At 29.1% G+C, this 23,118-nt stretch carries 20 protein-coding genes and 1 pseudogene; 17 read left to right on the forward strand and 4 right to left on the reverse strand.

Translation table 11 applies throughout. The features are described from left to right. The 7 genes from cas8a1 to cas2 are packed head-to-tail and all read left to right on the forward strand — an operon-like array spanning position 1 to position 7,632. The gene (cas8a1, locus tag CRN98_RS09050; protein ID WP_097027107.1) at positions 1–1,692 is read left to right on the forward strand and encodes a type I-B CRISPR-associated protein Cas8b1/Cst1; all 1,692 of its coding nucleotides are present in this window, start codon (positions 1–3) and stop codon (positions 1,690–1,692) included. Then, the gene (cas7i, locus tag CRN98_RS09055) at positions 1,692–2,588 is read left to right on the forward strand and encodes a type I-B CRISPR-associated protein Cas7/Cst2/DevR (protein WP_097027108.1); all 897 of its coding nucleotides are present in this window, start codon (positions 1,692–1,694) and stop codon (positions 2,586–2,588) included. The genes cas8a1 and cas7i overlap by 1 nt, the downstream gene beginning before the upstream one ends. Before the next feature lie 12 nt (positions 2,589–2,600). Then, on the forward strand, positions 2,601–3,500 hold the full coding sequence (gene cas5 / locus CRN98_RS17935; RefSeq protein WP_242960883.1) for a CRISPR-associated protein Cas5: 900 nt from the start codon (positions 2,601–2,603) through the stop codon (positions 3,498–3,500). 49 nt (positions 3,501–3,549) lie between these two features. After that, a complete protein-coding gene (locus CRN98_RS09070) occupies positions 3,550–5,829 on the forward strand; it encodes a CRISPR-associated helicase/endonuclease Cas3 (RefSeq protein ID WP_097027109.1) in 2,280 nt (759 codons plus the stop codon). Between the two features lie 9 nt (positions 5,830–5,838). After that, a complete protein-coding gene (gene cas4 / locus CRN98_RS09075) occupies positions 5,839–6,357 on the forward strand; it encodes a CRISPR-associated protein Cas4 (RefSeq protein ID WP_097027110.1) in 519 nt (172 codons plus the stop codon). After that, positions 6,358–7,341: a type I-B CRISPR-associated endonuclease Cas1b gene (gene cas1b / locus CRN98_RS09080; RefSeq protein ID WP_097027111.1), complete on the forward strand. Its 984-nt coding sequence runs from the start codon at positions 6,358–6,360 to the stop codon at positions 7,339–7,341. 27 nt (positions 7,342–7,368) lie between these two features. Further along, on the forward strand, positions 7,369–7,632 hold the full coding sequence (gene cas2, locus CRN98_RS09085; RefSeq protein WP_097027112.1) for a CRISPR-associated endonuclease Cas2: 264 nt from the start codon (positions 7,369–7,371) through the stop codon (positions 7,630–7,632). 2,708 nt (positions 7,633–10,340) lie between these two features. Here cas2 and CRN98_RS09090 read toward each other — a convergent pair. The 4 genes from CRN98_RS09090 to CRN98_RS09105 form a co-directional block, all read right to left on the reverse strand. Next, on the reverse strand, positions 10,341–10,556 hold the full coding sequence (locus tag CRN98_RS09090; RefSeq protein ID WP_097027113.1) for a DUF2922 domain-containing protein: 216 nt from the start codon (positions 10,554–10,556) through the stop codon (positions 10,341–10,343). 34 nt (positions 10,557–10,590) lie between these two features. Next, on the reverse strand, positions 10,591–10,818 hold the full coding sequence (locus CRN98_RS09095; protein WP_097027114.1) for a DUF1659 domain-containing protein: 228 nt from the start codon (positions 10,816–10,818) through the stop codon (positions 10,591–10,593). 61 nt (positions 10,819–10,879) lie between these two features. Further along, the gene (locus tag CRN98_RS09100; protein WP_179632063.1) at positions 10,880–11,437 is read right to left on the reverse strand and encodes a sigma-70 family RNA polymerase sigma factor; all 558 of its coding nucleotides are present in this window, start codon (positions 11,435–11,437) and stop codon (positions 10,880–10,882) included. A 27-nt stretch (positions 11,438–11,464) separates the two neighbouring features. Further along, complete coding sequence (locus tag CRN98_RS09105; RefSeq protein WP_097027116.1) at positions 11,465–12,148, reverse strand: hypothetical protein; 684 nt, start codon at positions 12,146–12,148, stop codon at positions 11,465–11,467. A 218-nt stretch (positions 12,149–12,366) separates the two neighbouring features. Between CRN98_RS09105 and CRN98_RS09110 the strand changes: the two genes are divergently transcribed. The 10 genes and pseudogenes from CRN98_RS09110 (at position 12,367) to CRN98_RS09155 (ending at position 23,094) form a co-directional block, all read left to right on the forward strand. Then, positions 12,367–13,416, forward strand: a complete 1,050-nt coding sequence (locus CRN98_RS09110) for a DnaD domain-containing protein (protein ID WP_097027117.1) — start codon at positions 12,367–12,369, stop codon at positions 13,414–13,416. Next, positions 13,391–14,221 carry an ATP-binding protein gene (locus CRN98_RS09115; protein ID WP_097027118.1) on the forward strand — a complete coding sequence of 277 codons (831 nt, stop codon included), beginning with the start codon at positions 13,391–13,393 and terminating at the stop codon, positions 14,219–14,221. Before CRN98_RS09110 ends, CRN98_RS09115 begins: the two co-directional genes overlap by 26 nt. Positions 14,222–14,367: 146 nt before the next feature. Then, the gene (locus tag CRN98_RS09120) at positions 14,368–15,171 is read left to right on the forward strand and encodes a hypothetical protein (protein WP_097027119.1); all 804 of its coding nucleotides are present in this window, start codon (positions 14,368–14,370) and stop codon (positions 15,169–15,171) included. 46 nt (positions 15,172–15,217) lie between these two features. Next, positions 15,218–15,313, forward strand: a pseudogene (locus CRN98_RS17940) (alpha/beta hydrolase); the annotation flags it as partial. A gap of 251 nt (positions 15,314–15,564) precedes the next feature. Further along, positions 15,565–16,305: a site-2 protease family protein gene (locus CRN98_RS09130; RefSeq protein ID WP_097027120.1), complete on the forward strand. Its 741-nt coding sequence runs from the start codon at positions 15,565–15,567 to the stop codon at positions 16,303–16,305. A gap of 225 nt (positions 16,306–16,530) precedes the next feature. Continuing rightward, positions 16,531–16,800: a ribosomal protein L7/L12 gene (locus CRN98_RS09135; protein ID WP_097027121.1), complete on the forward strand. Its 270-nt coding sequence runs from the start codon at positions 16,531–16,533 to the stop codon at positions 16,798–16,800. Between the two features lie 519 nt (positions 16,801–17,319). Beyond that, complete coding sequence (locus tag CRN98_RS09140; protein ID WP_097027122.1) at positions 17,320–19,059, forward strand: sigma-54-dependent Fis family transcriptional regulator; 1,740 nt, start codon at positions 17,320–17,322, stop codon at positions 19,057–19,059. Positions 19,060–19,481: 422 nt separating this feature from the next. After that, the gene (locus CRN98_RS09145; protein ID WP_097027123.1) at positions 19,482–20,267 is read left to right on the forward strand and encodes a gamma-glutamyl-gamma-aminobutyrate hydrolase family protein; all 786 of its coding nucleotides are present in this window, start codon (positions 19,482–19,484) and stop codon (positions 20,265–20,267) included. Between the two features lie 88 nt (positions 20,268–20,355). Continuing rightward, a complete protein-coding gene (gene brnQ, locus CRN98_RS09150; protein WP_097027124.1) occupies positions 20,356–21,666 on the forward strand; it encodes a branched-chain amino acid transport system II carrier protein in 1,311 nt (436 codons plus the stop codon). A gap of 135 nt (positions 21,667–21,801) precedes the next feature. After that, positions 21,802–23,094 carry an MFS transporter gene (locus CRN98_RS09155; RefSeq protein WP_097027125.1) on the forward strand — a complete coding sequence of 431 codons (1,293 nt, stop codon included), beginning with the start codon at positions 21,802–21,804 and terminating at the stop codon, positions 23,092–23,094. Positions 23,095–23,118: the final 24 nt, after the last annotated feature.

The following is a 23,118-nucleotide window of genomic DNA, read 5'->3' on the forward strand; positions in this document are numbered from 1 at the left end:
GTGAGAAAAATTACTACTATAAAACTTGAATTATCCGATTGGCTTTATAATGCAGGGATAGTTGGAATAGCTAATATTTTTGATGCAAATGATGTGGAGTATACAAAAGGCTTAAATTATATAGAGTTTGAAGATAGTGCATTAGACGATTTTGAGGAAAAGTATTTTAAGTACTTTATTAAGAAGTATGAAAAGTTTACTTCTTGGTATAAGCTAATAAGTTTTCAGGATTATATAGAAGGATTTAATATAAATACAATAGCAGAAAAAGATATTGAAAAAATAAATAAGTATATAAAAGATATAAAGAAAAAATTAACTAGTAATAGCTATAAGAGTGGATATTTGTTAATTAAAGATAACAAATTAGATTTGTTAAAAGAAGAAAAAAAATTGAAAAAAATAAAGTTAACTAAAAAGCAGAAAGCCAAAGATGCCGCAAATAGCATACAAGAACAATTCCAAATTATTAAAGCCATAATACAATATTTAAAAAAGGATGAGGTTAAGAAAGTAATATTATCTAAAAATATTATTTATGAAGTAATTCAAAAGTTTTGGAGTGAAGTAAGCTTCCTAAATAAAAATTGTAGTACGAAAAACATGTACGAGGAGTATAAAAGTTACTTTTTAGATAGTGCTATAAACTATATTAATGAAGACAAAAATAAATTTAAGTATTCTTGTTTTACATGTAACGGTAAAGTATCTAATTTAGAAAAAACAAAAGCTTATACTCTAACATGGATAAATCAAATTGGAGTTGACATGAAAAGAAAGACATCTCACTTTTGGAATTTCAACGCAGACTCATTTATTTGTCCTATCTGTAATCTGGTATATTCGTGTATTCCAGCAGGATTTACCGTTATAAGTGGTAAGGGATTATTTATAAATGAAAATTCAAATATAGAATCTCTCATAAAAATTAACAGACATTCCCTTGATCATAATTCATCTTTTGAGGATCTTGAGCAAGAAACTTATTACAATATAGTAGAAAACATGAGTCAAAGTTCAGTTGAGCATTTTCAAAAGGAAATTGAAAATATCCAAATAGTAAAGTTGGATTCTAACAATGATAGAAGACCATATACCTTTAACATACTTTCAAAAGATAAACTAAGGGTTGTAAGTGAAAATAAAAACAGATTAAAATCAATGATAAAAATTCATGCTAAAGTAGGTAATAAAGAATATTTAAATTTATACAGAGAAGTGTTAGCTAGATTATATGATGGAAAGAATCAATTTGACTTGATAAATAAGTTGCTATATCTAAAATTAGATGAAAAATTTAACAGAATTCAATTCATAGATATGATATTAAAAATTAATAACAGTTTTTTTGAAGGGAGCGATAAGGGCAAAATGGTAAGTTATAAAACTATAGATGAGTGTAGAAAAGCAGGCTTGTTACTTAGAAATGAATATATAAATAAGAATGCTAAAAATAAATTAGGAGGAATATCATATAGGTTATTAAATGCATTAAAAACCAAAAATACGGCTAGATTTATGGATACTTTACTAAACTCATATATGTATTTAGGAAAACAAGTACCAATGGCATTTGTGGATGCTTTAAAAGATGTGGATAGATTCCAAAGTATAGGATATTCTTTTGTATTAGGTCTTCAAGGAGAAAAAATAAATAATGATAAGGAAGAAGAGAAGGGAGAAGTTAAATAATGAATAAAAAAGGATTAACTGCAAGTTTTATATTTGAAGCTGAAAGTGCTAACTATGGAGAAGGTATTGGTAATGTTACATCATTAAAGAAGGTTTCAAGGGGAAGCGGTGAAAGTTATACCTATATTTCAAGACAGGCACTTAGATATAATATAATACAACAAATGGGGGTGGACAATACTCCTGTGGATGCAGTTGGAGATGGAGATTCAAAAGTACTACAGTTTGAAAAAAGTTCAACTATAAATGATTATCCAGAAATAGATCTTTTTGGATATATGAAAACTAAAGATGAAGTTAAAACTCGCTCAGCTGTAGTAAGATTATCAAATGCAGTAGCGCTAGAAAGCTTTAATGCAGATTTAGATTTTCTTACTAATAACGGATTGTTAGATAGATATAATACTCAAGGTGGAGAGATAAGAGATGGAGGTAATATTGCCCAAAGTGAAATTCATAAATCATATTATGCTTATACAATAGCTATTGATTTAGATAAGGTTGGCATTGATGAAAATTATAATATAGAGATAAGCAATGCAGAAAAAGCCGATAGAATAAGTAAATTTATTGATGCAGTAAAATTTTTATATAGAGATATAAAAGGAAGAAGAGAAAATTTATCCCCTATATTTGCAATAGGAGGAGTTTATGATATAAAAAATCCTTTCTTTGAAAATAAGCTTGCAGTTAAAAATAATAAAGTTGTAGTAGATTCCTTAGAAAGTGTTTATAAACTTGATGATAGCATTAAGTCCAATACCTATGTAGGACTTATAAAAGGTATATTTAACAATGACAATGAATTAATAGAAAAATTAAATGCAAAAGAAATGGGTGAATTTTTTGGTAATTTGAAAGAAAAAGTATCTAAATACTATAACGAGAATAAGTAGGTGATGCCATAAATGAAAGCAGTAAAATTAGAATTATACCAGAATTTAGTAAACTATAAAAAGCCTACTAGTTTTCAGCTTAAGGAAACTTATCCACTGCCACCATATTCAACGGTAATTGGAATGATTCATTATGCTTGTGGCTTTGAGGAATATAAGGATATGAAGGTTAGTATACAAGGGAGCTATTATTCAAAAGTAAATGACCTATATACAAGATATGAGTTTGGCTATAATAAAAACAATTATGATTTATATACAATATGCAAAAAATGTAGTAGTGTCCAACAAAATAAAAAAAGTAAATGCAATAAATGCGATAGTAATGAAGTCGAATATAAGTATAAAGCTAGAGGGAATTTCTTTAGTAGTAAAGGTGTAATTGGAGGAGATTTGAGCAATAAAAGTTTATATGCAAATGTTGAATTTGTAGATGAAAGTAAAAAAGGAAATGAAGGTATAGCAATAATAAGAGGGGTAGCTACTTCGGAGCTTCTTGTAGATGTGAAACTAGTAATTCATATTATGCCAGAGGATGAACAGTTACTTAATACTATATATGAAAGTCTTAAATATCCTAAGGAATACCTTTCATTAGGAAGAAGAGAGGATATTATAAGAATAGATGATGTAAAGATAGTAAACCTTTCTGAAGAAAAGCTTATAAAGGCCGAAGCGTTAAAATATGATGCATATATACCTATAGATATGCTTGGAAAAAGAAAGTTAAAAACCAATGCTACCATATACAATTTAAATAAAAAATATGATAAGGTTCAGATAAAGAAAGACACTGAAATACGTCAATGGGAGAAAGTAAAAGTTATTCATGGGGTTATGGATAAAAACGAGATAGCAGGAAGAAATAATATACTAAAAGATGAAGAGGACAACATTGTATTTTTCGCATAAGATAGGGTTTAATCCCTATCTTTAATTTTAAAATAAAAGTGGTGATAGTTTGAAAAATTTATTTTTAGCAAAAACAAAGAACATGGAGACTATAATTGATCATACAAATAATTTATATGAAAATTATTTGTTGTTAAAAAGTATTTATCCAAACATAAAAAATATAAATTGGGATATATTAGAGATGGTTTGTTTGTACCATGATTTGGGAAAGATAAATACAAAATTTCAAAATAAGTTAATAAGTAAGTTGAAAAAAGAGAATTCAAACTTAAAAGAATTAGAAGATACATTATTAGAGATAGATGAAATACCACATGGATATTTAAGCCCTGCTTTTTTGCCAATAGATTATTTGGAAGAAATTTATGATGAGGATGAAATAAGAATACTATTTCAAAGCATTTATTATCATCATAATAGAGAAAAAGTAGATAATGAAAAACCAATTCAAATAACGATAGAGGAAGATTTATCAAAGTATTGGGATGATTTTCAGTATGATAAAATTAATAAAGTACAAAGCCTCAATCCATCATATATTGAATATACAACTATAGATAGAATTCCAGCAGTTGATGATACAGAAGAAACAGTTCGTAAATATATAATGACAAAAGGGTTATTAAATAAGATTGATTATGCAGCTAGTGGTGGAATAGATGTAGAAGTACAAAATAAAGATTTATTAGAAAAAACTATGAAATCTATAGCAAAAGGTGGATATAAGCCTAATAAGCTTCAGGAATATATGTTGCAGCATAAAGAAGATAACAATGTAATAAGAGCTTCCACAGGAATAGGTAAGACAGAAGCGGCATTATTTTGGATAGGTAATAATAAAGGGTTCTTTACACTACCACTTAGGGTATCTATAAATGCTATATATGATAGAGTTATTGATAAGATAAGATTTAATAAAGATGGAGTGGCACTTTTACATTCGGATACTGCATCCGAGTACTTGAAGAGAAATGACAATGAATTAGACTTGGAATATTATGCTATGACAAAACAATTATCTTTGCCTTTAACTATATGTACTTTAGATCAATTGGTTGATTTTATTTTTAAGTATGAGGGGTTTGAATTAAAATTGGCTACCCTAGCTTATTCAAGGCTTATTATAGATGAAATTCAAATGTATGCCCCAGAAATGGTAGCTTTTCTGATAGCGGCTTTAAAATACATTACTGATATGGGAGGAAAGTTCAGTATAGTAACAGCTACATTACCTCCAATATTTTTATATTTTATGGACAAACAACATATAAGATATGAGAAACCGGAGCCTTTTTATAAAGAAGTGAATGGAAAGATACAACTAAGACATAGAATGAAACTATTGAATGAAGATATAAATATTAATCATATAAAAGAAAATTATAAGGATAAAAAGGTGTTAGTAATAGTAAATACAGTAAAAAAAGCTCAAGAATTATATGAAGAATTAAAGAAAGAGCTTAAAGATAAAGTGGAAATTAACTTGTTTCATAGTAGATTTATAAAAAAAGATAGGGCAGAAAAGGAAGATCATATTTTTACAATGGGACAACTAGATAATAATAGTAAAGGAATATGGATTACAACTCAGGTAGTCGAGGCAAGCTTGGATATTGATTTTGATGTGCTATATACTGAGCTATCAGATGCATCTGGACTTTTTCAAAGAATGGGGAGAGTTTATAGAAATAGAGATTTACAAGAAGGGGTTACAAATATATATGTATATTTAGGAAACGAAAAGTTACCTTCAGGTATAGGAAGTGGGGATAAATCCATAATTGATAAAGATATATTTGAATTATCTAAGCAAGCTCTTATAAATCATGTAGGGAAAGATCTTAAGTCAAGAGAAATAGATGAGAAGGATAAAATGGAATTAGTTGAACAGGTTTATTCTATCAACAATTTAAAAAATAAAAATTATTATAATAAGATTGATAAAACACTTAAAAGTGTGATAGATATTAAAGCTTTTGAAATTGATAAAAAAGAAGTTAATCTTAGGAATATAGATACAAAAACTATAATTCCAAAGAAAGTTTATGAGGATAACAAAGAAATTATAGATGAAAATATTAAAATTACATCAGAAGAAAGTAATGTAAGCAAAAAACTAATATCAAGAAATTTAATTAATGAATTAACTTTAAGCATACCTAGTTATATGTATGAAAGTGCTAAAAATAATGGGTATGTTGAAGAATTTATTAACGTAGATGAGTATAATGAAATCCCTGTTGTAAGCTATAATTATGATTTTGAAGAAGGACTTACATATCCAGAAAAACCACAAAAATTTAATGAAGATATGCAGTGCTTATAGGGTGAAATCATGGATTTTGAATTAGAAAAATTTAAGACACAGGGAGTTAAAGTTAATTACTACTACATTTGCAAGAGAAAACTTTGGTTATTTTCAAAGGGTATTTCTATGGAAGATACTAGCGATAGAGTTATGAGTGGAAAGATAATACATGAAGATTCATATCAGAGAAAGAAAAATAAAGAAATGCTTATAGATAACGTATTAAGGCTAGATATAGTTGATGATGAATATATAAGAGAAGTAAAGATAAGCAGTAGAATGCCTAAGGCAGATGAAATGCAGCTTATGTATTATTTGTTTTATTTAAAGCATCTGGGTATTGATAAAAAAGGTACTATAAATTATGTCAAAGAAAAAAGGGTTGACGAAATTGAGTTAACTGAAGAAAAAGAAGAAGAGATAAAAAATACTCTTATAAATATTAAATCTATTGAAAATCAAAAAAATCCTCCAAAACTTGAAAATCTACCTTATTGTAGAAAGTGTTCATATTTTACCTTTTGTTATGTAAAGGAGGAAGAATAGATGGAAAGAGATTATTATATTTTTAGTAATGGAGCTTTAAAAAGGAAAGATAATACCTTGTATTTTATAACTTCAGAAGATACAAAAAAGGCACTACCCGTAGAGCAAATTGATAAGCTACATGTTTATGGAGAAGTGGATTTTAATACAAAATTTTTAAACTACTTAACTCAATTTGGGATAATAGTAAACATTTATAATTACTATGGTTATTATTCAGGAAGCTATTATCCAAGAAAGAAAAATGTATCAGGTTTTTTATTAGTTAATCAAGCCATGCACTACAATGATAATGATAAGAGATTGTATCTTGCAAAGTGTTTTATTGATAGTGCAGCTCATCATATTTTAAGAAATCTTAAAAGGCACAAAGAAGATGTATCTGAATTTATTACTAAAATTGAGATTGAACGTGAAAATGTGATGAAGGCTAATGGTGTTCCAGAACTTATGGGTGCAGAAGGAAGAATGAGAAAGATTTATTATGAGACATTTAACATTATTTTAAGAAATGGATTTGAAATGAATAAAAGAGAAAAGAGACCTCCTACAGATCCAGTTAATGCCCTTATATCTTTTGGAAATAGTCTTATGTATACTACTGTACTTGGAGAAATATATAAAACTCAGCTTGACCCAACGATAAGCTTTTTACATGAGCCTTCTACAAAGAGATTTTCTTTAAGTCTTGATTTGGCTGAGATATTTAAACCACTTATAGTAGATCCTATTATATTTAGTATTATTAATAATAGAATTATAGCAAAAAATGATTTTGATATAGAGGATGGAATTTGTTTTTTAAATGATAAGGGAAGAAAAAAATTTGTTTCAGAATATGAAAAGAAATTAGAAACTACTATAAAACATAGAAAATTAAATAGAAAGGTATCTTACAAAATGTTTATAAGACTTGAATGTTATAAATTAATAAAGCATTTTATTGAAGATGAAAAATATAAACCTTTAAAAGCCTGGTGGTAAACTTATTTACAAATAGGAGATGGTTTTATGTTTGTAATTCTTACTTATGATATTGAAGAAAAAAAGATAAATAGAGTTAGAAAGATTTTAAAGAAATATCTTACTTGGACTCAAAATTCAGTTTTTGAAGGAGAAATAACAGAAGGAAAACTTCATAAATGTCTTTCAGAAGTTAGTAAAAATATTGATAAAAGAACTGACTCCATATATATTTATACAATTAAAATGACACACAATATAAAAAAAGATATAATAGGAGTAGAGAAGAGCTTTAATGAATTATTTATATAAAAATTTTGCAGTAATGCGAACAAATATTCATAAAGTGCGAACCCTTTGATACAACTTGCTTAAAGGCCCGTTTTTCAAATTGTTAAAAAACACTACTGATGGTTTACTGCAAAATTGGAGAATGTTGATGTTATCAGGCCTAAGCTAAAGCAAGTAATATCAATGGTTTAAACATTTATGGAATTTGGGCTTTTATATTAACTATGTGATATGTAAATCTAGCGTGGCTATAGAGAACGAAGAAAGCATTCCACTTTTATATTAACTATGTGATATGTAAATCTAGCAGAGCCTGTGAAGAATGTAATACAGGTATAGTCTTTTATATTAACTATGTGATATGTAAATACTTTAAAGGATTGCTTAATTGAACTTATAGTTCCTACTTTTATATTAACTATGTGATATGTAAATGCGGAGAAACTACAGTTAATAATAAAGTGGACTTTTCCTTTTATATTAACTATGTGATATGTAAATTTACAAATACTACAACATTTGATGGGGCATGAAAGTCCCTTTTATATTAACTATGTGATATGTAAATTAATATTCACCGATTTGCTTAATGGTATTGACAATACTTTTATATTAATTATGTGATATGTAAATCATTCTTATGCTATGACAGCATGGAGAAGTCCACAAGTCTTTTATATTAACTATGTGATATGTAAATGTGGTTATCTGGGGCAAAATGGCTGAAAGTGCAGCAACTTTTATATTAACTATGTGATATGTAAATGGATAATCAAAGATTAAGACTTGTCATCCCACTAAGCTTTTATATTAACTATGTGATATGTAAATTAGAAGAAACAAAACGCTATTTAGGAATAAAAGAAAACCTTTATATTAACTATGTGATATGTAAATTTGGGATGGGTAATTATAGTCATAGGGGCGCTAATAGGTTTTATATTAACTATGTGACATGTAAATATGTATATCATAGCCAAATGATGGATTAGTGGCTATAGTTTTATATTAACTATGTGATATGTAAACGCATGGTTTAGTAATCTCTGGACAAGTGTAAAAACAACTTTTATATTAACTATGTGATATGTAAACTTTATAATTACAAAAGAAATTGGGTTTGAAGATATACTTTTATATTAACTATGTGATATGTAAATGATGAATCTAATAAATTAGTGTTTGATGTAAGAATTGCTTTTATATTAACTATGTGATATGTAAATTGTTGATGTACGGAAACAAAAGGGAATGGTTAAAAACCTTTTATATTAACTACGTGATATGTAAATAATGATATATAAGATAGTCTGGTGTATATGTTATAGCTTTTATATTAACTACATGATATGTAAATGGAGCTGTAGGTATATTATTTTCAACTGCAAATTGCCTTTTATATTAACTACGTGATATGTAAATTTCTAAATACATCTAAAGTGTAATCGTCAATATCTTCTTTTATATTAACTATGTGATGTGTAAATTATAATTATAGACTATAAAAAGGCAACAGCACAAAATCTTTTATATTAACTATGTGATATGTAAATAATGGTGGATTAGTGGCTATATAATTTCCGTTTTCAAGTTTTATATTAACTACGTAATATGTAAATAAGTAAGTACCAACAAGACCTTTAACCTTTCCCATTGTTTTATATTAACTAAGTGATATGTAAATGGGTTCAGCTGATGGAATTAATAGCAGTAGAAAATTACTTTTATATTAACTATGTGATATGTAAATTTAGGTAGCATTACAAAAACGTCTCCCACAGGAGTTCTTTTATATTAACTATGTGATATGTAAATCCAACACAAAACGATAGTGGTGTAGGGGTTGCAGGTCTTTTATATTAACTATGTGATATGTAAATTTGTTTAGATGCTGCAAGATACGGGGTGCAAGGTTTAGTTTTATATTAACTACGTAATATGTAAATAAGTAAGTACCAACAAGACCTTTAACCTTTCCCATTGTTTTATATTAACTAAGTGATATGTAAATTGCCCTAAAGTCTTAAGGTCTGGAAGCTTTGTTGTCCTCTTTTATATTAACCATGTGATATGTAAATTGTTTAAATAATCTAGTTTCAGTTACGAATTGTTCTGCTTTTATATTAGCTGTGTGATATGTAAATTGACTAAAGTCACAGGTGTGCGTGGCTCATTAATTAAGTTTTATATTAAATAAGTGATATGTAAATGGGTTCAGCTGATGGAATTAATAGCAGTAGAAAATTACTTTTATATTAACTATGCGATATGTAAATGTTAAAGTTAAGGGAACAGTAGCAACTAAAGAACAGGCTTTTATATTAACTACGTGATATGTAAATGTGTACATTGAAGGTGAAAAAGTTGCTAAAGTAACAGCTTTTATATTAACTGTGTGATATGTAAATGTAGGACTTGGTATAATGGCGACAATGTTAGGTGTTTCTTTTATATTAACTATGTGATATGTAAATTAGCAATAAAATTCACATTAATAGATACTTGGGACGGCTTTTATATTAACTATGTGATATATAAATTCGGCTTCATTAACTTTAAATACTATTAAAGAAGCAATAGAAATCTACTGCTTCTTTTATTTAGGTATGATTACAAATTTAAATACAGTTTAGAAACAATTATTTATATAATGGCAGCAAGCCTTAGGGGGACAGCTTACTGCCTTGCATAGGTTAAAAGGGGTTACTATTTCACTTCATGGGTGGTGATTACAATTTTATTTCAGTTTTTTCTCTGTCTACTACATAAGCACCGCTTTTGCTAGCTAAATCACCATCTTTTGTCTCAAAGACATTTTGGGCAATTATAGTGTCCATAAGGGTATTTGCTTCTGCTGCAGTTACTGCATCTTTTATATTGTTTACTGTGATGCTGGTCTTCTTTCCTCCAACGTTCACAAAGGATAAAACTAAACTCTTAGCCATAAATCATTCCTCCTTTTTTATGAATAAATCAATATTAAATTGTTGAGTTAAACACGCTGTCTTCTTGTTTCTTAGCATACAAAACTGGATTTTTAAGTACTGGAGATATTGCCTTAGCAACAGCATTTAAGGCATCATCAGTTGCAGCAGTCTTGATTTTGGAGAATCTTTGACTTCCAAGAACGTCCTTGCCCTCGTCATCAGTTCCTACCACATATTCAATAATTAAAGACTTTTTAACCATATCAGCTGTAACAGCCATACTATCAACTCCTTTCACTATTTAATATGCAGAAAAGGAGAAAGTGGGAAAAATTTTAGTGCTATTTAAATTCTTTTCTAAGTTTTTTTAATACTCGTTGCAGCTTATACCTTCCTTGATTATAAGTAATTCCTTTTATCTCTGCGTATTCTTTAAGACTTTTATTCTGGAGGTAAATCCAGCTTATTAGTTCTTTTTCCTCCTTATTTAATAGCTTCAAGCTTTCTTTAAGTTTTTGGTGAGTTTCCTCTTTTAAATAATCCTCTTCTAAGTTAAATTTATCTTCTATGCTATCTCCAAGAGTTAATCCTTCACCAGTTTCAAATTCCATGCTGTACTCTCCATTATGTCGAGCTTGCTGCCTTATGAGATAGTAAAAGTTTCTTTTAATTGAAGCTAGGGCATAGTAATTAAAGTTCTTATTTATAGGCTTGTACATCTTTATAGCCTTTAAAAGGCTCACATAGCCAATTTGAATTAAATCCTCCATCTCATAGCCATTTACATAGGTAAGATGGGCTTGTTTTATAATATAAGGTTTAAAGTAATTAGTTAAGGTTTCTAAGGATCTTTTATCTGAGCATTGAGCTTTTAAAACCAATTCCTCTAAATTTATCAATACACATCCTCCCATATTTCAATAAGTTTAACCTATTTTTTGCTTGCAATAGTAAAATACTTCAGGTATAAGGTTTGCTTCTTCAGGATGTAGAGTCTTCCACTGTATCATTTTCTTAGCTAAAGATTTAGAAAATCTCTCCTTTCTTTTTCTAGCAGCATCTTTGCTAATATGTTTTAACTGTGCGTAGTACTTTAATGGAAATTCACGAAAGTGCAATATTATATCTAGTATTTCTTTGTGTTCAGGTTTCAAAGTTTCCTTAACCTCCTTTGGAATAGGATCATAAATAATATGCTTTTCTATAGAATCTTCAAGTATTTCATATGGTTTGCAGGAAAGATTATCTATGCATTTTGTTGAATCTGAATTTTCTATATCTTTATGGTAAAAAACAGATACAATACGTAGTTTTTTCTTTATGGGCTTTAATATCTCACTTATATATCTATCAGTGGTAATATGTGAAAAGGAAAGAAGTTCTGAAAAAGTCTTACCTTTAAATTTTTTTAAGGCTTTATATAGCTCTAGTTCTGTATCAAAAACTAAATCTTCTAATTCATCACTATCTATAAATATTTGCTCATTAACACATAAAGTTTTGCATTTATTATAAATATGATGTTTGAAATAATACATATATTTTTCTAATAGCTCTTCACTAAAGTGTATCTCTTCTTTCAATAATTCTATAACTTCATATTTCTCCATAATAATACATCCCCTTTATCGCTGCCCCTTAAAATTTTACCCCATATATTATATAAGAGGGGTTGAAATTCCATTTTTGGACGGTTTTTGAAAAAATATTAAAAATTTATACTAAAAATAAAATTTTTTTAAAGTTTTCAATAAAAAACGTCCATAAAAAGTTTTTTACCCCTCTTATATATATAAAGAGATTTTTATAAAGATAGGGGGTAAAGAAAATGCAAAGCAATCTACTTATAAATGACAAACCTGTGGTTATTAATACAAAACTTGCAGTGGTACTAGGATTATCCGAAAGCATTGTACTTCAGCAAATGAACTATTGGATTGAAAAATCAAAACACATAATTGAGGGGAAAAGGTGGATATATAATACATACTCCAGCTGGCAGGAGCAGCTTCCTTTCTTTTGTGAAAGCACCATAAGAAGAATTATAAAGAAGCTTGAAAGTATGGAAGTTGTTTTATCTGGAAATTTTAATAAATCAAAAATGGACAAGACTAAGTGGTACAGCATAAACTATGATACTTTAGATAAGCTTCAAGAAAAATTCAACATGAAAGATATAGGAGAAAACAGCTCTAGCAATAATGATCATATGGATGAAAATATTGATGAATCGAACTGCTCAAATTTAGCAGTGGATGCTACTGATTTAAACAAACCAATACCAGAGATTACTACAGAAGAGGAAGAAGAGATAGGGGCCAGACCCCTGGGTGAAAATGGTAAAACTGCAGAAGCAGTCAAAATAGAGCAAAATGAGGATAGCAGCAGTCAAATCATTGGAAACAGTGAAGAAGACAACCCTAAAGATTTCAATGACATCTTAAGCTTTTTCAATTCAAACATTCACTTAACAACTCCTCATGAGTGTGAAAAGTTAAAGCTTTTGCATGAGGAGATAAAAAATCCAGATTTAATATTAAAAGCCATGGAGCTTGCCGTGGAAAATAGAGCTAGAAGCTTTAGGTACATTGAGGTGGTTTTATATAACTGGGTGGATCTTAAATTACATACTTTACAGGAGGTAGAGGACTACATTAACAAAAATAATGATGGTGGAAAAGGATATAGTGCTGTAAATGCTTCAAAAGAAGGGAATGGAAATCATGGAGAAAACAAATATTCAAAATGGGGAAGTGGACAACATTCAGGAAATTATAAAAAGGCTCAGAGCAAAGAGCATGGAAAATATGCAGGCTTTAAGCCAGAATGCACAGAAGTGCCAGACTTCACCGATGAAGAACTGGAAGACTTTATATAGTGATGATAATGAGCAATCTGATAAGGAATATGAAAACTTACATGATGCTAATAGTAATTTATATGATAATAAAAATAATAGTTTATATGGAGCCAGTTATGATGGTTTATACAATGAAGAAAAGGTTTGTCCTAAATGCCGAGGAGTTGGATTTATAGTAAAAAGAGATGAAAAATATCAGGACATCATAACTCCATGCAGCTGCAGCCTGAAGGATAATGTTAAATCAAAGTGGAAAAGAGCTGGTTTAAATGTTGACAATTCAAAGTTAAATTTTAAAAACTATAAGGTTTTTAATCAGCTTACAAGATATTGTAGAAATAAGGCTTTAGCTTATGTAAAAAGCTTCAAGGAAATAAGAAATAGGAGACAAAACAGCATAGCCTTTTTAGGACAAGTAGGCAGCGGTAAAACACACCTATCCATTGCTATAGCCATGAACTTAATGGAATTAGGTGTAAGGGCTTACTATATGCCCTATAGGGATGTAATCACCAAGATAAAGCAAAATATGCTTGATGACGAAGCTTATAAAAAAAGTATGGGCAAGTATAAGACTTCAGAACTTTTGATAATAGATGATTTATTTAAAGGAAAGGTTACGGAATCAGACATCAACATAGTCTTTGAAATAATAAATCATAGATATTTAAATAACTATCCTATGGTAATTTCCAGCGAATATACTATGGAAAAACTTTTGGATTTAGACGAAGCAGTTGGAAGCCGAATTTTTGAAATGTGCAGAGGAAACGTGGTAGAAATCGAGGGGAAGGAAAATAATTATAGGTTGAAAGAGAGATGATGAAGTTTATTGAAGGATAAAGTTATTGTAAATCAGTAGGTAGAACTCTATAATATTATAGTGCCACCCGCATGACAAGTGGCAAGTTTTCATAATTTAGATAAAGGGCTTATTTAATATTAGCTAACAGGAGGTGAAGACATAGAATGACGTTTTTAATTGAGTTACTAGCTAGAAGCTTTATAGAAACATTATATATTGCAGGAATGATTATTTTAGTTGGGTTACTCCTTGGAGTATTAAGAAATAGTTCTATAAGAAATTTTCAAAGAAGTTTTGGTAGTAAAGCATTAATGATAACAGGGATTATTGGTGTTCCAATACATGAGCTGAGCCATGCTGTTTTTGCTTTATTATTTGGTCATAAGATTACTAAGATAAAATTACTTCAAAAACCGGATGAAAATGGGGTAATGGGATATGTACAGCATAGTTATAATCAAGGCAGCATTTATCAACAGATAGGAAATTTTTCTATAGGTATAGCACCGATATTTGGAGGGGTTTTTTATATAATTGCCTTAATGCGTTTTATAATACCACAGGCTTATAACAAGTTTATTTATATTTTAGTAGAAAGTTTGGATATTACAGTATTAAATAGAGGTACAATGGAAGGAATAATAAATTCTTATAGAGAGCTTATAAAAGTTATTTTCTCGCTAAAGAACTTTGAAAATCCATACTTTTATGCGTTTTTATTTATATCCATATGTATATCATCCCACATATCATTGAGTTATGCAGATATAAAGGGAGCATCTAGAGGATTATGGGTTATATTTTTAATAATATTTATACTTAATGCTTTAGGTTTGTCAAAGTATATATTAACTATTAATTTAATAAAATACAATGTTTTATTAACAGGATTTCTAATTATAGCTGTGATACTTTCTACAATAACATTCTTAATAAGTTTAATTTTCATTACCGTTAAAATGCATTAAGATTTAATTTGCACAAGGTAAAGTACAAGAACAGTGTATTAAAAATTAAAAGCTTATACCATTTAAATTCAGTGGACATGGTTCGTTTTATGATGAAAAAGATAAGTTTAATGAGGAATTGATGAAATATATTGAAGAGTAAAGTTAATAATTTATTTAAGTGCCGTATAATTCAGAAGAAGTGAATTATACGGCATTTTTTATGAAAACTCATATTGTTTTGTAACTAGTAAATGGATATATTTGCCTAAATAATTTTGTTGATTTATAATAAAATTAGAAAAATCGATATTATATTACATAATTACCATATCACTATAATTTAATCAATAATGGTAATAAAACACAAAGTTATAACATTTTATTATATTCAGATAGTAGGTGAAGAAAATTATGGAAAAAGAAAGCCATAGAGAACCAATAAAAAAATCAAGTATCAGAGAGACGCTGTTTAGTATTATAATAGCCTCTTTAACAATTTTAATATTAGGATTTGCTATAAATTTGAAGTATGCAATAGGATATTTATTTATTCTTATTATTCATGAATTAGGTCATTATATTACATCAAAATTTTTAAAGGTAAATGTTGTTTTTGGAGGCTTTACTCCTATTGGAGCATATATAGTTCATGAAAATCCTAAAAATTGTAAAGAAAATGCACTTATTGCAATGGGAGGACCGTTATTTGGAGGTATACTTGGACTTATTTATTATATAGTTTATCATGTTACTGGGGATTATACATTTTTAGTATTAAGTTTTACCTCAATAATAGTAAATTTAAGCAATTTAATACCTGTAAAGCCTCTTGATGGTGGGCATATAGTTGAAGCAATATCCCCTATTTTATGCTATATTGGATTTCCATTTTTAATATATATGTTTATATCAGTAAATAAATTAAAGAGTAAGATACTATTATTTTTTATTATGGTAGCAGGTGTTTATCAAACATATAATTTCACTATCAAATATAAAACTGATTCTTATTACAAACTGGACAAATATAGTAAAATAAAGTTTATAATTATATATAGTATATTAGTATTATCTTTAGCAATCAGTGCCATATATCTTTATAATACATTCAATTATAAAGATATATTTAAAAGCATTTTCAGATTTAAATAATTATAAGTTAAATAAATTTCTGTGGTATTTTTTACATTAAGATTATAGATGGACAACCCCATATATAATTTTTCATTAAATTCCAACATTATGTTAAAACATAGCTAAATTAAAACTTCCATTATTTATTTGATTATATAGAACTTAATGGTACAATTAGGACATGAGCGAACTGTAATATAATACTTATTTGTAGAATTATGTGAACTTGAAAGGAGTATAATTATGAATCACTTAACTATTTTTGGAATTGCAGTAGCAGGGTTATTACTATGGATAGTAAGTAGTATTATCCAGATGCGAAGTGATATAACACGCATAAATATAAATTTAAATAAGATTGCTAAACAAGTTGGAGTACCTGATACAATAACGGATGAATTAAAAAGTCTTATTTTAGAAGGTAAAAAAGTTGAAGCAATAAAAAAATATAGAATTGCTACTGGACTTGGATTGAAAGAAGCGAAAGAATATATTGATTCCTTAAGTAAATAGGAATTTTAAATGTGTTAATAATTTCTCAAAATACGAATTAAGGGAAGTCAAAAATGACTTCCCTTAAAAATTGATATGTTATCAACACTATTCTAAAACATGGTCAAATTTATTAATACAGGACATATGTTCCAGTAGATGGAGAGTATATAATCGTTGATGTAAGCAGCGAAGAGTTTAATGTGCTAGATAAAGTTATTATTAAACAGGATAAAAAAACTAAGAAAATTGATATAACTAATCAATATTTTAAATTTATATGTAAAGCTGATTATAAGGTCTATTTAGCAACCCTTGATTTTTCAAGGGTTTTTCTTTTAACTTAAAATTTTGATTATTAAAGTAGTAATTATCTAATTGAAGCTTGGGTTATTGTACTTTTAATATGTAATACTATCAATGTTCATATGGCGGCCATGTTTATTTTTGTAACAAACTGTCTTTTTAATTGCAGCCTGCTTTGGTATAATAATTATAAATGTAATTCGAATAAGAAACATTTGAGGGGGCTGACTACCTATGGATTCAACACTTTCTCATATAACTGATTATATCAGACAATTAATTGAAACAACACAATCTGTTATTAGATTTGATATGTTTGTAGTTGATGAAAATCTTTATCGTATTATAGGTACTGGAGAATATGAAAAATATGAAGGTCTTCCATTGCCAAAGGGAGGTTCTACTGATTATGTAGTTAATTCGGGAAAACCTCTTGTAATAAATAACCCTAAGGAACATGAGGTTTGCAAAACATGCCCTGTAACTAAACTATGCTATAAAGAATATTCCATTATATATCCGATAATAAAGCAAGACAAAACAATTGGAGCCATTGCTATAGGTGCCTTTTCTGAGGAAATGAAAAGACAACAAATGGATAAGGAAAAGGATTTATTATTATTTCTAAAAAATATGGCAGATTTTTTAAGTTCTAAGCTTATTGAAAAAGAGAACGCAGAAAGGCTTAAAACAATTTTAAATACTGTAAATGAAGGAATAATTGTTACTGATAGCAGGGGTCAAATAATTTCATATAATGATATAATAAAAAAAATATTTCACATTAAACCTGATAACAATACTTATATAGGAGACATTCTGCCTATTCCTAATATCTCTGAAATAATTGAAAGAAAAGAGGTCTATGATAATTTTGAATTGAATCTGGATACTCCTTCAGAAGAAGTAAGATTATACGTTGCAATAAAACCTATTCAATCCATGAATTGCAATTCTGAAATACTTTTTTCCTTCAGAGATAAAAAGGAAATGGGAAGTATTGCATATAAACTACTGGCTGATTATTCATACTTAAATTTTAATTTGGATAATATAATCGGTATTAGTGAAAGTATAAAAAAGTCAAAGGATGATTCGGTTATTGCTGCAAGAAGTGATTCAAATGTTTTAATCCGTGGAGAGAGTGGAACTGGGAAAGAGCTTTTTGCTAGAGCAATTCATAATAATGGTAAGAGGGAAAAGAAACCCTTTATAGCTGTCAATTGTGCAGCAATACCTGAAAATCTATTGGAAAGTGAACTTTTTGGATATGAGGATGGTGCCTTCACGGGGGCCAAAAAAGGTGGAAAACCAGGAAAGTTTGAGTTGGCAAATAACGGAACATTTTTTCTTGATGAAATAGGAGACCTTTCGCTTCATCTCCAACCAAAGCTTTTGAGAGTTATTGAATATGGAGAAATGGAGCGAGTAGGTGGAACGAAGCCAATAAAACTCAACATTAGAATAGTTGCTGCTACAAATAGAAATTTAGAAAAAATGATTGAAGAAGGAGAATTTAGAGAGGATCTATATTATAGACTTAATGTCATGTCCGTAGATATTCCGCCTTTGAGGGAAAGAATGGAAGATATACTTGTATTAATTAGGCACTTTATTGAGGTATATAATAATAAGTATGGTAAAAATATAAAAGATATCTCTGATGAAGCTAAAAAAGCATTTTTATTATATAATTGGCCAGGTAATGTTAGAGAACTGCAAAATGCAATTGAATATTCAATGAATGTGGAAAAGACTGATATAATTCAGTATGATAGTGTATCTAATAAAATAAAAAATCAGTCCCAAAAAGGAAAACAGACATTAACAAGTAAAAATATTAAACAATTTGAACTAGAAACTATCCGAGAATTACTTAATGAGTATGGATATAGCATGGAAGGTAAAAAAAAGGTAGCTATGAGCATGGGGATTAGCCTTACAACATTGTATAGGAGACTAAACTCCTTATAATTAGTTCAGAATTTGTCAAATTGGAAAACGAAATTATCAACTTGGCAAATTTGTAGAAAGCTGAAATTTAGTGTAATTATGTAGATAATATAACCTTATTTTCATTTTGAAAAATCAATTTGAAAATAAGGTTTTTTTCTGCAGATTTATAATATTGAGAATGTTGATTTTACGCCATTTTCTTCGTTCAATTTAAAACAAAACATTGGCACGGTTTTTGCTTATTATAAATTATGAAAGTCATATAACTTTATTAAACAAAATCAATAGAAAGGAGGATAAATCCTACTAGTTGAAAACGATTGTAAATTATAGAAACTGTGGTAGCGGCAAATACAGCAAGGATTATTAATATATAAGCTATTATGGATTCATTTAACAGTGTCAAATATAATTTTCAAAAATTAAAAAAATTTTAACTGATGAGAAATAAGGGGGAAACCACAATGACAAAACCAATTATTGGAATTACGTCAAATTTCACAAGAAAAGATGAGATAGGAACAATAGCACACTTGGGTGCACCACTTCAGCAGTGGCAGTTACTTGCAGATGATTACATTAGAGCAATTGAATTAGCCGGTGGAGTTCCTATGATTTTACCTATAGTAGAGGATTTTGAAAATTTGATTCAAGTTCTTCAGGTATTGGATGGTTTAATTATTACAGGAGGAAATGATGTAAATCCATTACTTTATAATAAAGCTCCTGAATCAACTCTTGGTGAGATTTGTATCAAACGTGATAATGTGGAACTTGGCATTCTTAACAAAGCTCTAAATGACTTTAATATGCCTATTATGGGAATCTGTAGAGGTTGTCAACTGCTAAATGTACTTAAGGGTGGAACTCTTCACCAAGATTTAGTTGCAGCAAATGTTACTAAACGTGAACATTTCCTAGCCAATTATCAAATTGATTATGCTACTCAGACCGCTAAAATCGAACATGAAAGCAAACTTTATGAAATTTTTAAAAGTAATGAAATAGGAATCAATAGTTTTCATCATCAAGGTGTTGATAAATTAGGAGATGGCTTAATAATAACTGCAAGTGCTGAAGATGGAGTCGTTGAAGCTATTGAGCAGCCAGGTGATAGATTTGTTATGGGATTACAATGGCATCCTGAAATGCTAAATGGTAAGGCTAATAATTTTTCTAAGTTATTTGAAGCATTTGTTGAAGCATGCCTCAAAGCAAGATCATAAAAAGATTAGCGAATTAGAAAATGAAAACAAATCAGTGTAAAAGCTAAAAGGCTCTTACCACTAGATATTAGAGAAAGAAGGGGAATTTATGTATTCTAAAAAAGAGTTAAAAGATGTTCTTATCGTAGGTTTCGCATTATTTGCAGTTTTTTTCGGTGCAGGTAATATCATATTTCCACCAGCAATCGGTTTGGCTTCTGGTAGCAGTTGGTCACCAGCACTTATAGGTTTGATTATTACTGGAATTTTATTGCCTGTTTTAGGAATAATTGCAGTTTCAGAAGCAGGTGGGTCTTTTGCTGAACTTAGTAAACCAGTAAGTTCATGGTTTTACATAATATTTAATTTAGCTGTTATGATTGGGGTTGGAATGTTTGCAAATATACCTAGAACAGCAGCTGTTGCATATGAGTTGGGTGTTCACCCTTTATTCCCACAAATTCCATCACTTCCAGTAATTGTTATTTATTTTGCATTAGCATATTATTTTACAATAGACAAATCCTCAGTAATAGATAAGGTTGGTAAAATACTAACACCGGTTATGATAATATTATTGACACTTATTGTTATTAAAGGACTTATTTTACCTGTTGGTGTTCCATCAGATACTGGTATAAAAAATGCTTTCTCAAATGCATTTATTACTGCATATCAAACAGGAGATGTTTTGACTGGTCTCCTTTGTGGGGCTCTTTTCGTTGGTACTATTAGATCAAAAGGATACACAGACCCAAAAGATAGTAAGCGTATTGTCAAGGGTGCTTCACTTATTGCTTTTATGGGATTGTTTATTGTATATGGAGGGTTATTGTTTATTGGTGCATGTGCTAGTGGAACGGTTCCACTAGATACAGACAAATCCGTATTGCTTACTGGTCTTGTAAAGCAACTACTTGGAAATGTAGGTATAGTAATGCTTTCGGTAAGTGTATTTTTAGCAACTTTAACTACTTGTATCGGTCTTACTTCTTCACTAGGTGATTTTATAAGTGAAGTTACAAAAGGTAAAATCTCATACAAGGCATGTGTAACTGTTACTTACATAGTTGGTATAATACTTGGTAATCTTGGAGTAGAAAAAATAATTGGCTATGCTATACCTATATTTGTCGCAATTTACCCAGTAGCAATAATTCTTGTATTCTTTGGATTATTCAATAAATATATACCTAATAAGGGTTCATATAGAGGGGCTGTTATTTGCACATTACTTATAAGTATGGTTGATGCATTAGCAATGTGGGGCTTAAAAATGCCAGCAGTAAGTGCTTTAATTGCTAAGATCCCATTTGCCTCATCCGGGTTTGCATGGCTAATCCCTGCAATTGTTGGATTTATTTTTGGAACTATAATTTATAAAATGACATATAAACAAGACTTGGAAATAGTTTCATGATTTGGAATGTAGTGTACTCACAAATAATTTAAAACATATCACCATGTAAGTGAATATACGCTAGACTATCAAGAAGTCAGTTAACAAGGCTGACTCTTTGTTTTTATTATGATAATTATTATGGAAGGTGATTAGATGAATAAAAATAATTTTGAAAATAAAATGAGTTATATAAGTATATTGATTGTTGTGGGACTTTTGATATCATATTTTCAACAAATGGCGCCATCACCCTTACTTGGCGTATTGAGAGATTATTATAACATTGGTAACAATGATGCATTACTTAATTTATCGATATCAATCATGTATCCACCAATTATTTTAGCCAGTATTGGTGGTGGAGTTATTGAACATAGGGTTGGAACGAAAAACCTATTTACTTTATCAATGATGTTCGTTGGTATTGGAGTATTAATTAACTATGTGTCAGTTAATTACACAATCTTTCTGATTGGGAGAGCATTATATGGTATAGGCTTTGGACTGGGGATACCATTTATCGGATCTGCTATTATGAAGTGGTACACCCCAAAACAACGTGAGAGTATGAATACTATAAATGGTCTATTTCCTTTTGTCGGAACTGTAATGAGTTTTTCACTTCTTGTACCAATGTACACACTATTTAAAAAATCTTGGAAACATGCAATAGGTATATCAGGTTTTATAATTATTATTATATTAGCCTTATGGATAATGATTTTTCATGAGAAAAAAACTGATGACGTAAAGAGAAATGATGAAAATGAAGTTTATGAGAAAAATATGTATTTAAATCTTTGGAAAAGACGTACTATTAAGCTTTTGTGCATTACTTTTGTTTGTGATTTCTTTTGTTACTCTTATATGTCTGTAATTCTGCCCACATTCCTTTTAGAAATAGGAAATATGACTGAAGCTTCAGCAGGCTTTTGGTCAGCTATAGCCTTTCCAGCTATGGGAATAATAGGAGGAATGATTGGCGGGGTGATGATAACAAAGACTGGGAAAAGAAAGCCATCCATGGCATTAGGGCAGATTTTAGAGGTAATAGGAATTTCATTTGCAGCCTTAGGATCAAGTGTTTCTGTTTGGTGTGCAATTATTGGTGTAGCGATATTTGGATTAGGCAATAGCATTTGGATGCCAGGTGCATATACTGTTCCAATGGAGCTTGAAGATATGAACTCAAACCGCGTTGGTGCAGCCTTTGCACTGATCTCTTCATGTGGATTTGCAGCGGGATTTCTTTCACCGATTTTTGGAGGTTTGCTGACAAATATGTTAATGTCAATCTCCAATATTAATAATCCAATCCAAAATCACGCATTTGGTCTTAAATGGAGTATGTTCCTTTTTGGATTTATAAATTTGATTGGGTTTATTAGCGTTACATTAATGAAAGAAACTGGACCTGGTATACCAAAAATAAAAACGCATAATTAACTGAAGTACTATTTTATAATTTGG

The sequence above is a fragment of the Clostridium peptidivorans genome (genome assembly GCF_900205925.1).
Taxonomy (GTDB): Bacteria; Bacillota; Clostridia; order Clostridiales; family Clostridiaceae; genus Clostridium_AK; species Clostridium_AK peptidivorans.

Coding starts and splice junctions, on each gene's coding strand:
- cas7i (WP_097027108.1), top strand. CDS start 1,692: ATGAATAAAAAAGGATTAACTGCAAGTTTTATATTTGAAGCTGAAAGT.
- cas5 (WP_242960883.1), top strand. CDS start 2,601: ATGAAAGCAGTAAAATTAGAATTATACCAGAATTTAGTAAACTATAAA.
- cas4 (WP_097027110.1), top strand. CDS start 5,839: ATGGATTTTGAATTAGAAAAATTTAAGACACAGGGAGTTAAAGTTAAT.
- cas1b (WP_097027111.1), top strand. CDS start 6,358: ATGGAAAGAGATTATTATATTTTTAGTAATGGAGCTTTAAAAAGGAAA.
- cas2 (WP_097027112.1), top strand. CDS start 7,369: ATGTTTGTAATTCTTACTTATGATATTGAAGAAAAAAAGATAAATAGA.
- CRN98_RS09090 (WP_097027113.1), bottom strand. CDS start 10,556: ATGGCTAAGAGTTTAGTTTTATCCTTTGTGAACGTTGGAGGAAAGAAG.
- CRN98_RS09095 (WP_097027114.1), bottom strand. CDS start 10,818: ATGGCTGTTACAGCTGATATGGTTAAAAAGTCTTTAATTATTGAATAT.
- CRN98_RS09105 (WP_097027116.1), bottom strand. CDS start 12,148: ATGGAGAAATATGAAGTTATAGAATTATTGAAAGAAGAGATACACTTT.
- CRN98_RS09110 (WP_097027117.1), top strand. CDS start 12,367: ATGCAAAGCAATCTACTTATAAATGACAAACCTGTGGTTATTAATACA.
- CRN98_RS09115 (WP_097027118.1), top strand. CDS start 13,391: ATGAAGAACTGGAAGACTTTATATAGTGATGATAATGAGCAATCTGAT.
- CRN98_RS09120 (WP_097027119.1), top strand. CDS start 14,368: ATGACGTTTTTAATTGAGTTACTAGCTAGAAGCTTTATAGAAACATTA.
- CRN98_RS09130 (WP_097027120.1), top strand. CDS start 15,565: ATGGAAAAAGAAAGCCATAGAGAACCAATAAAAAAATCAAGTATCAGA.
- CRN98_RS09135 (WP_097027121.1), top strand. CDS start 16,531: ATGAATCACTTAACTATTTTTGGAATTGCAGTAGCAGGGTTATTACTA.
- CRN98_RS09140 (WP_097027122.1), top strand. CDS start 17,320: ATGGATTCAACACTTTCTCATATAACTGATTATATCAGACAATTAATT.
- CRN98_RS09145 (WP_097027123.1), top strand. CDS start 19,482: ATGAGAAATAAGGGGGAAACCACAATGACAAAACCAATTATTGGAATT.
- brnQ (WP_097027124.1), top strand. CDS start 20,356: ATGTATTCTAAAAAAGAGTTAAAAGATGTTCTTATCGTAGGTTTCGCA.
- CRN98_RS09155 (WP_097027125.1), top strand. CDS start 21,802: ATGAATAAAAATAATTTTGAAAATAAAATGAGTTATATAAGTATATTG.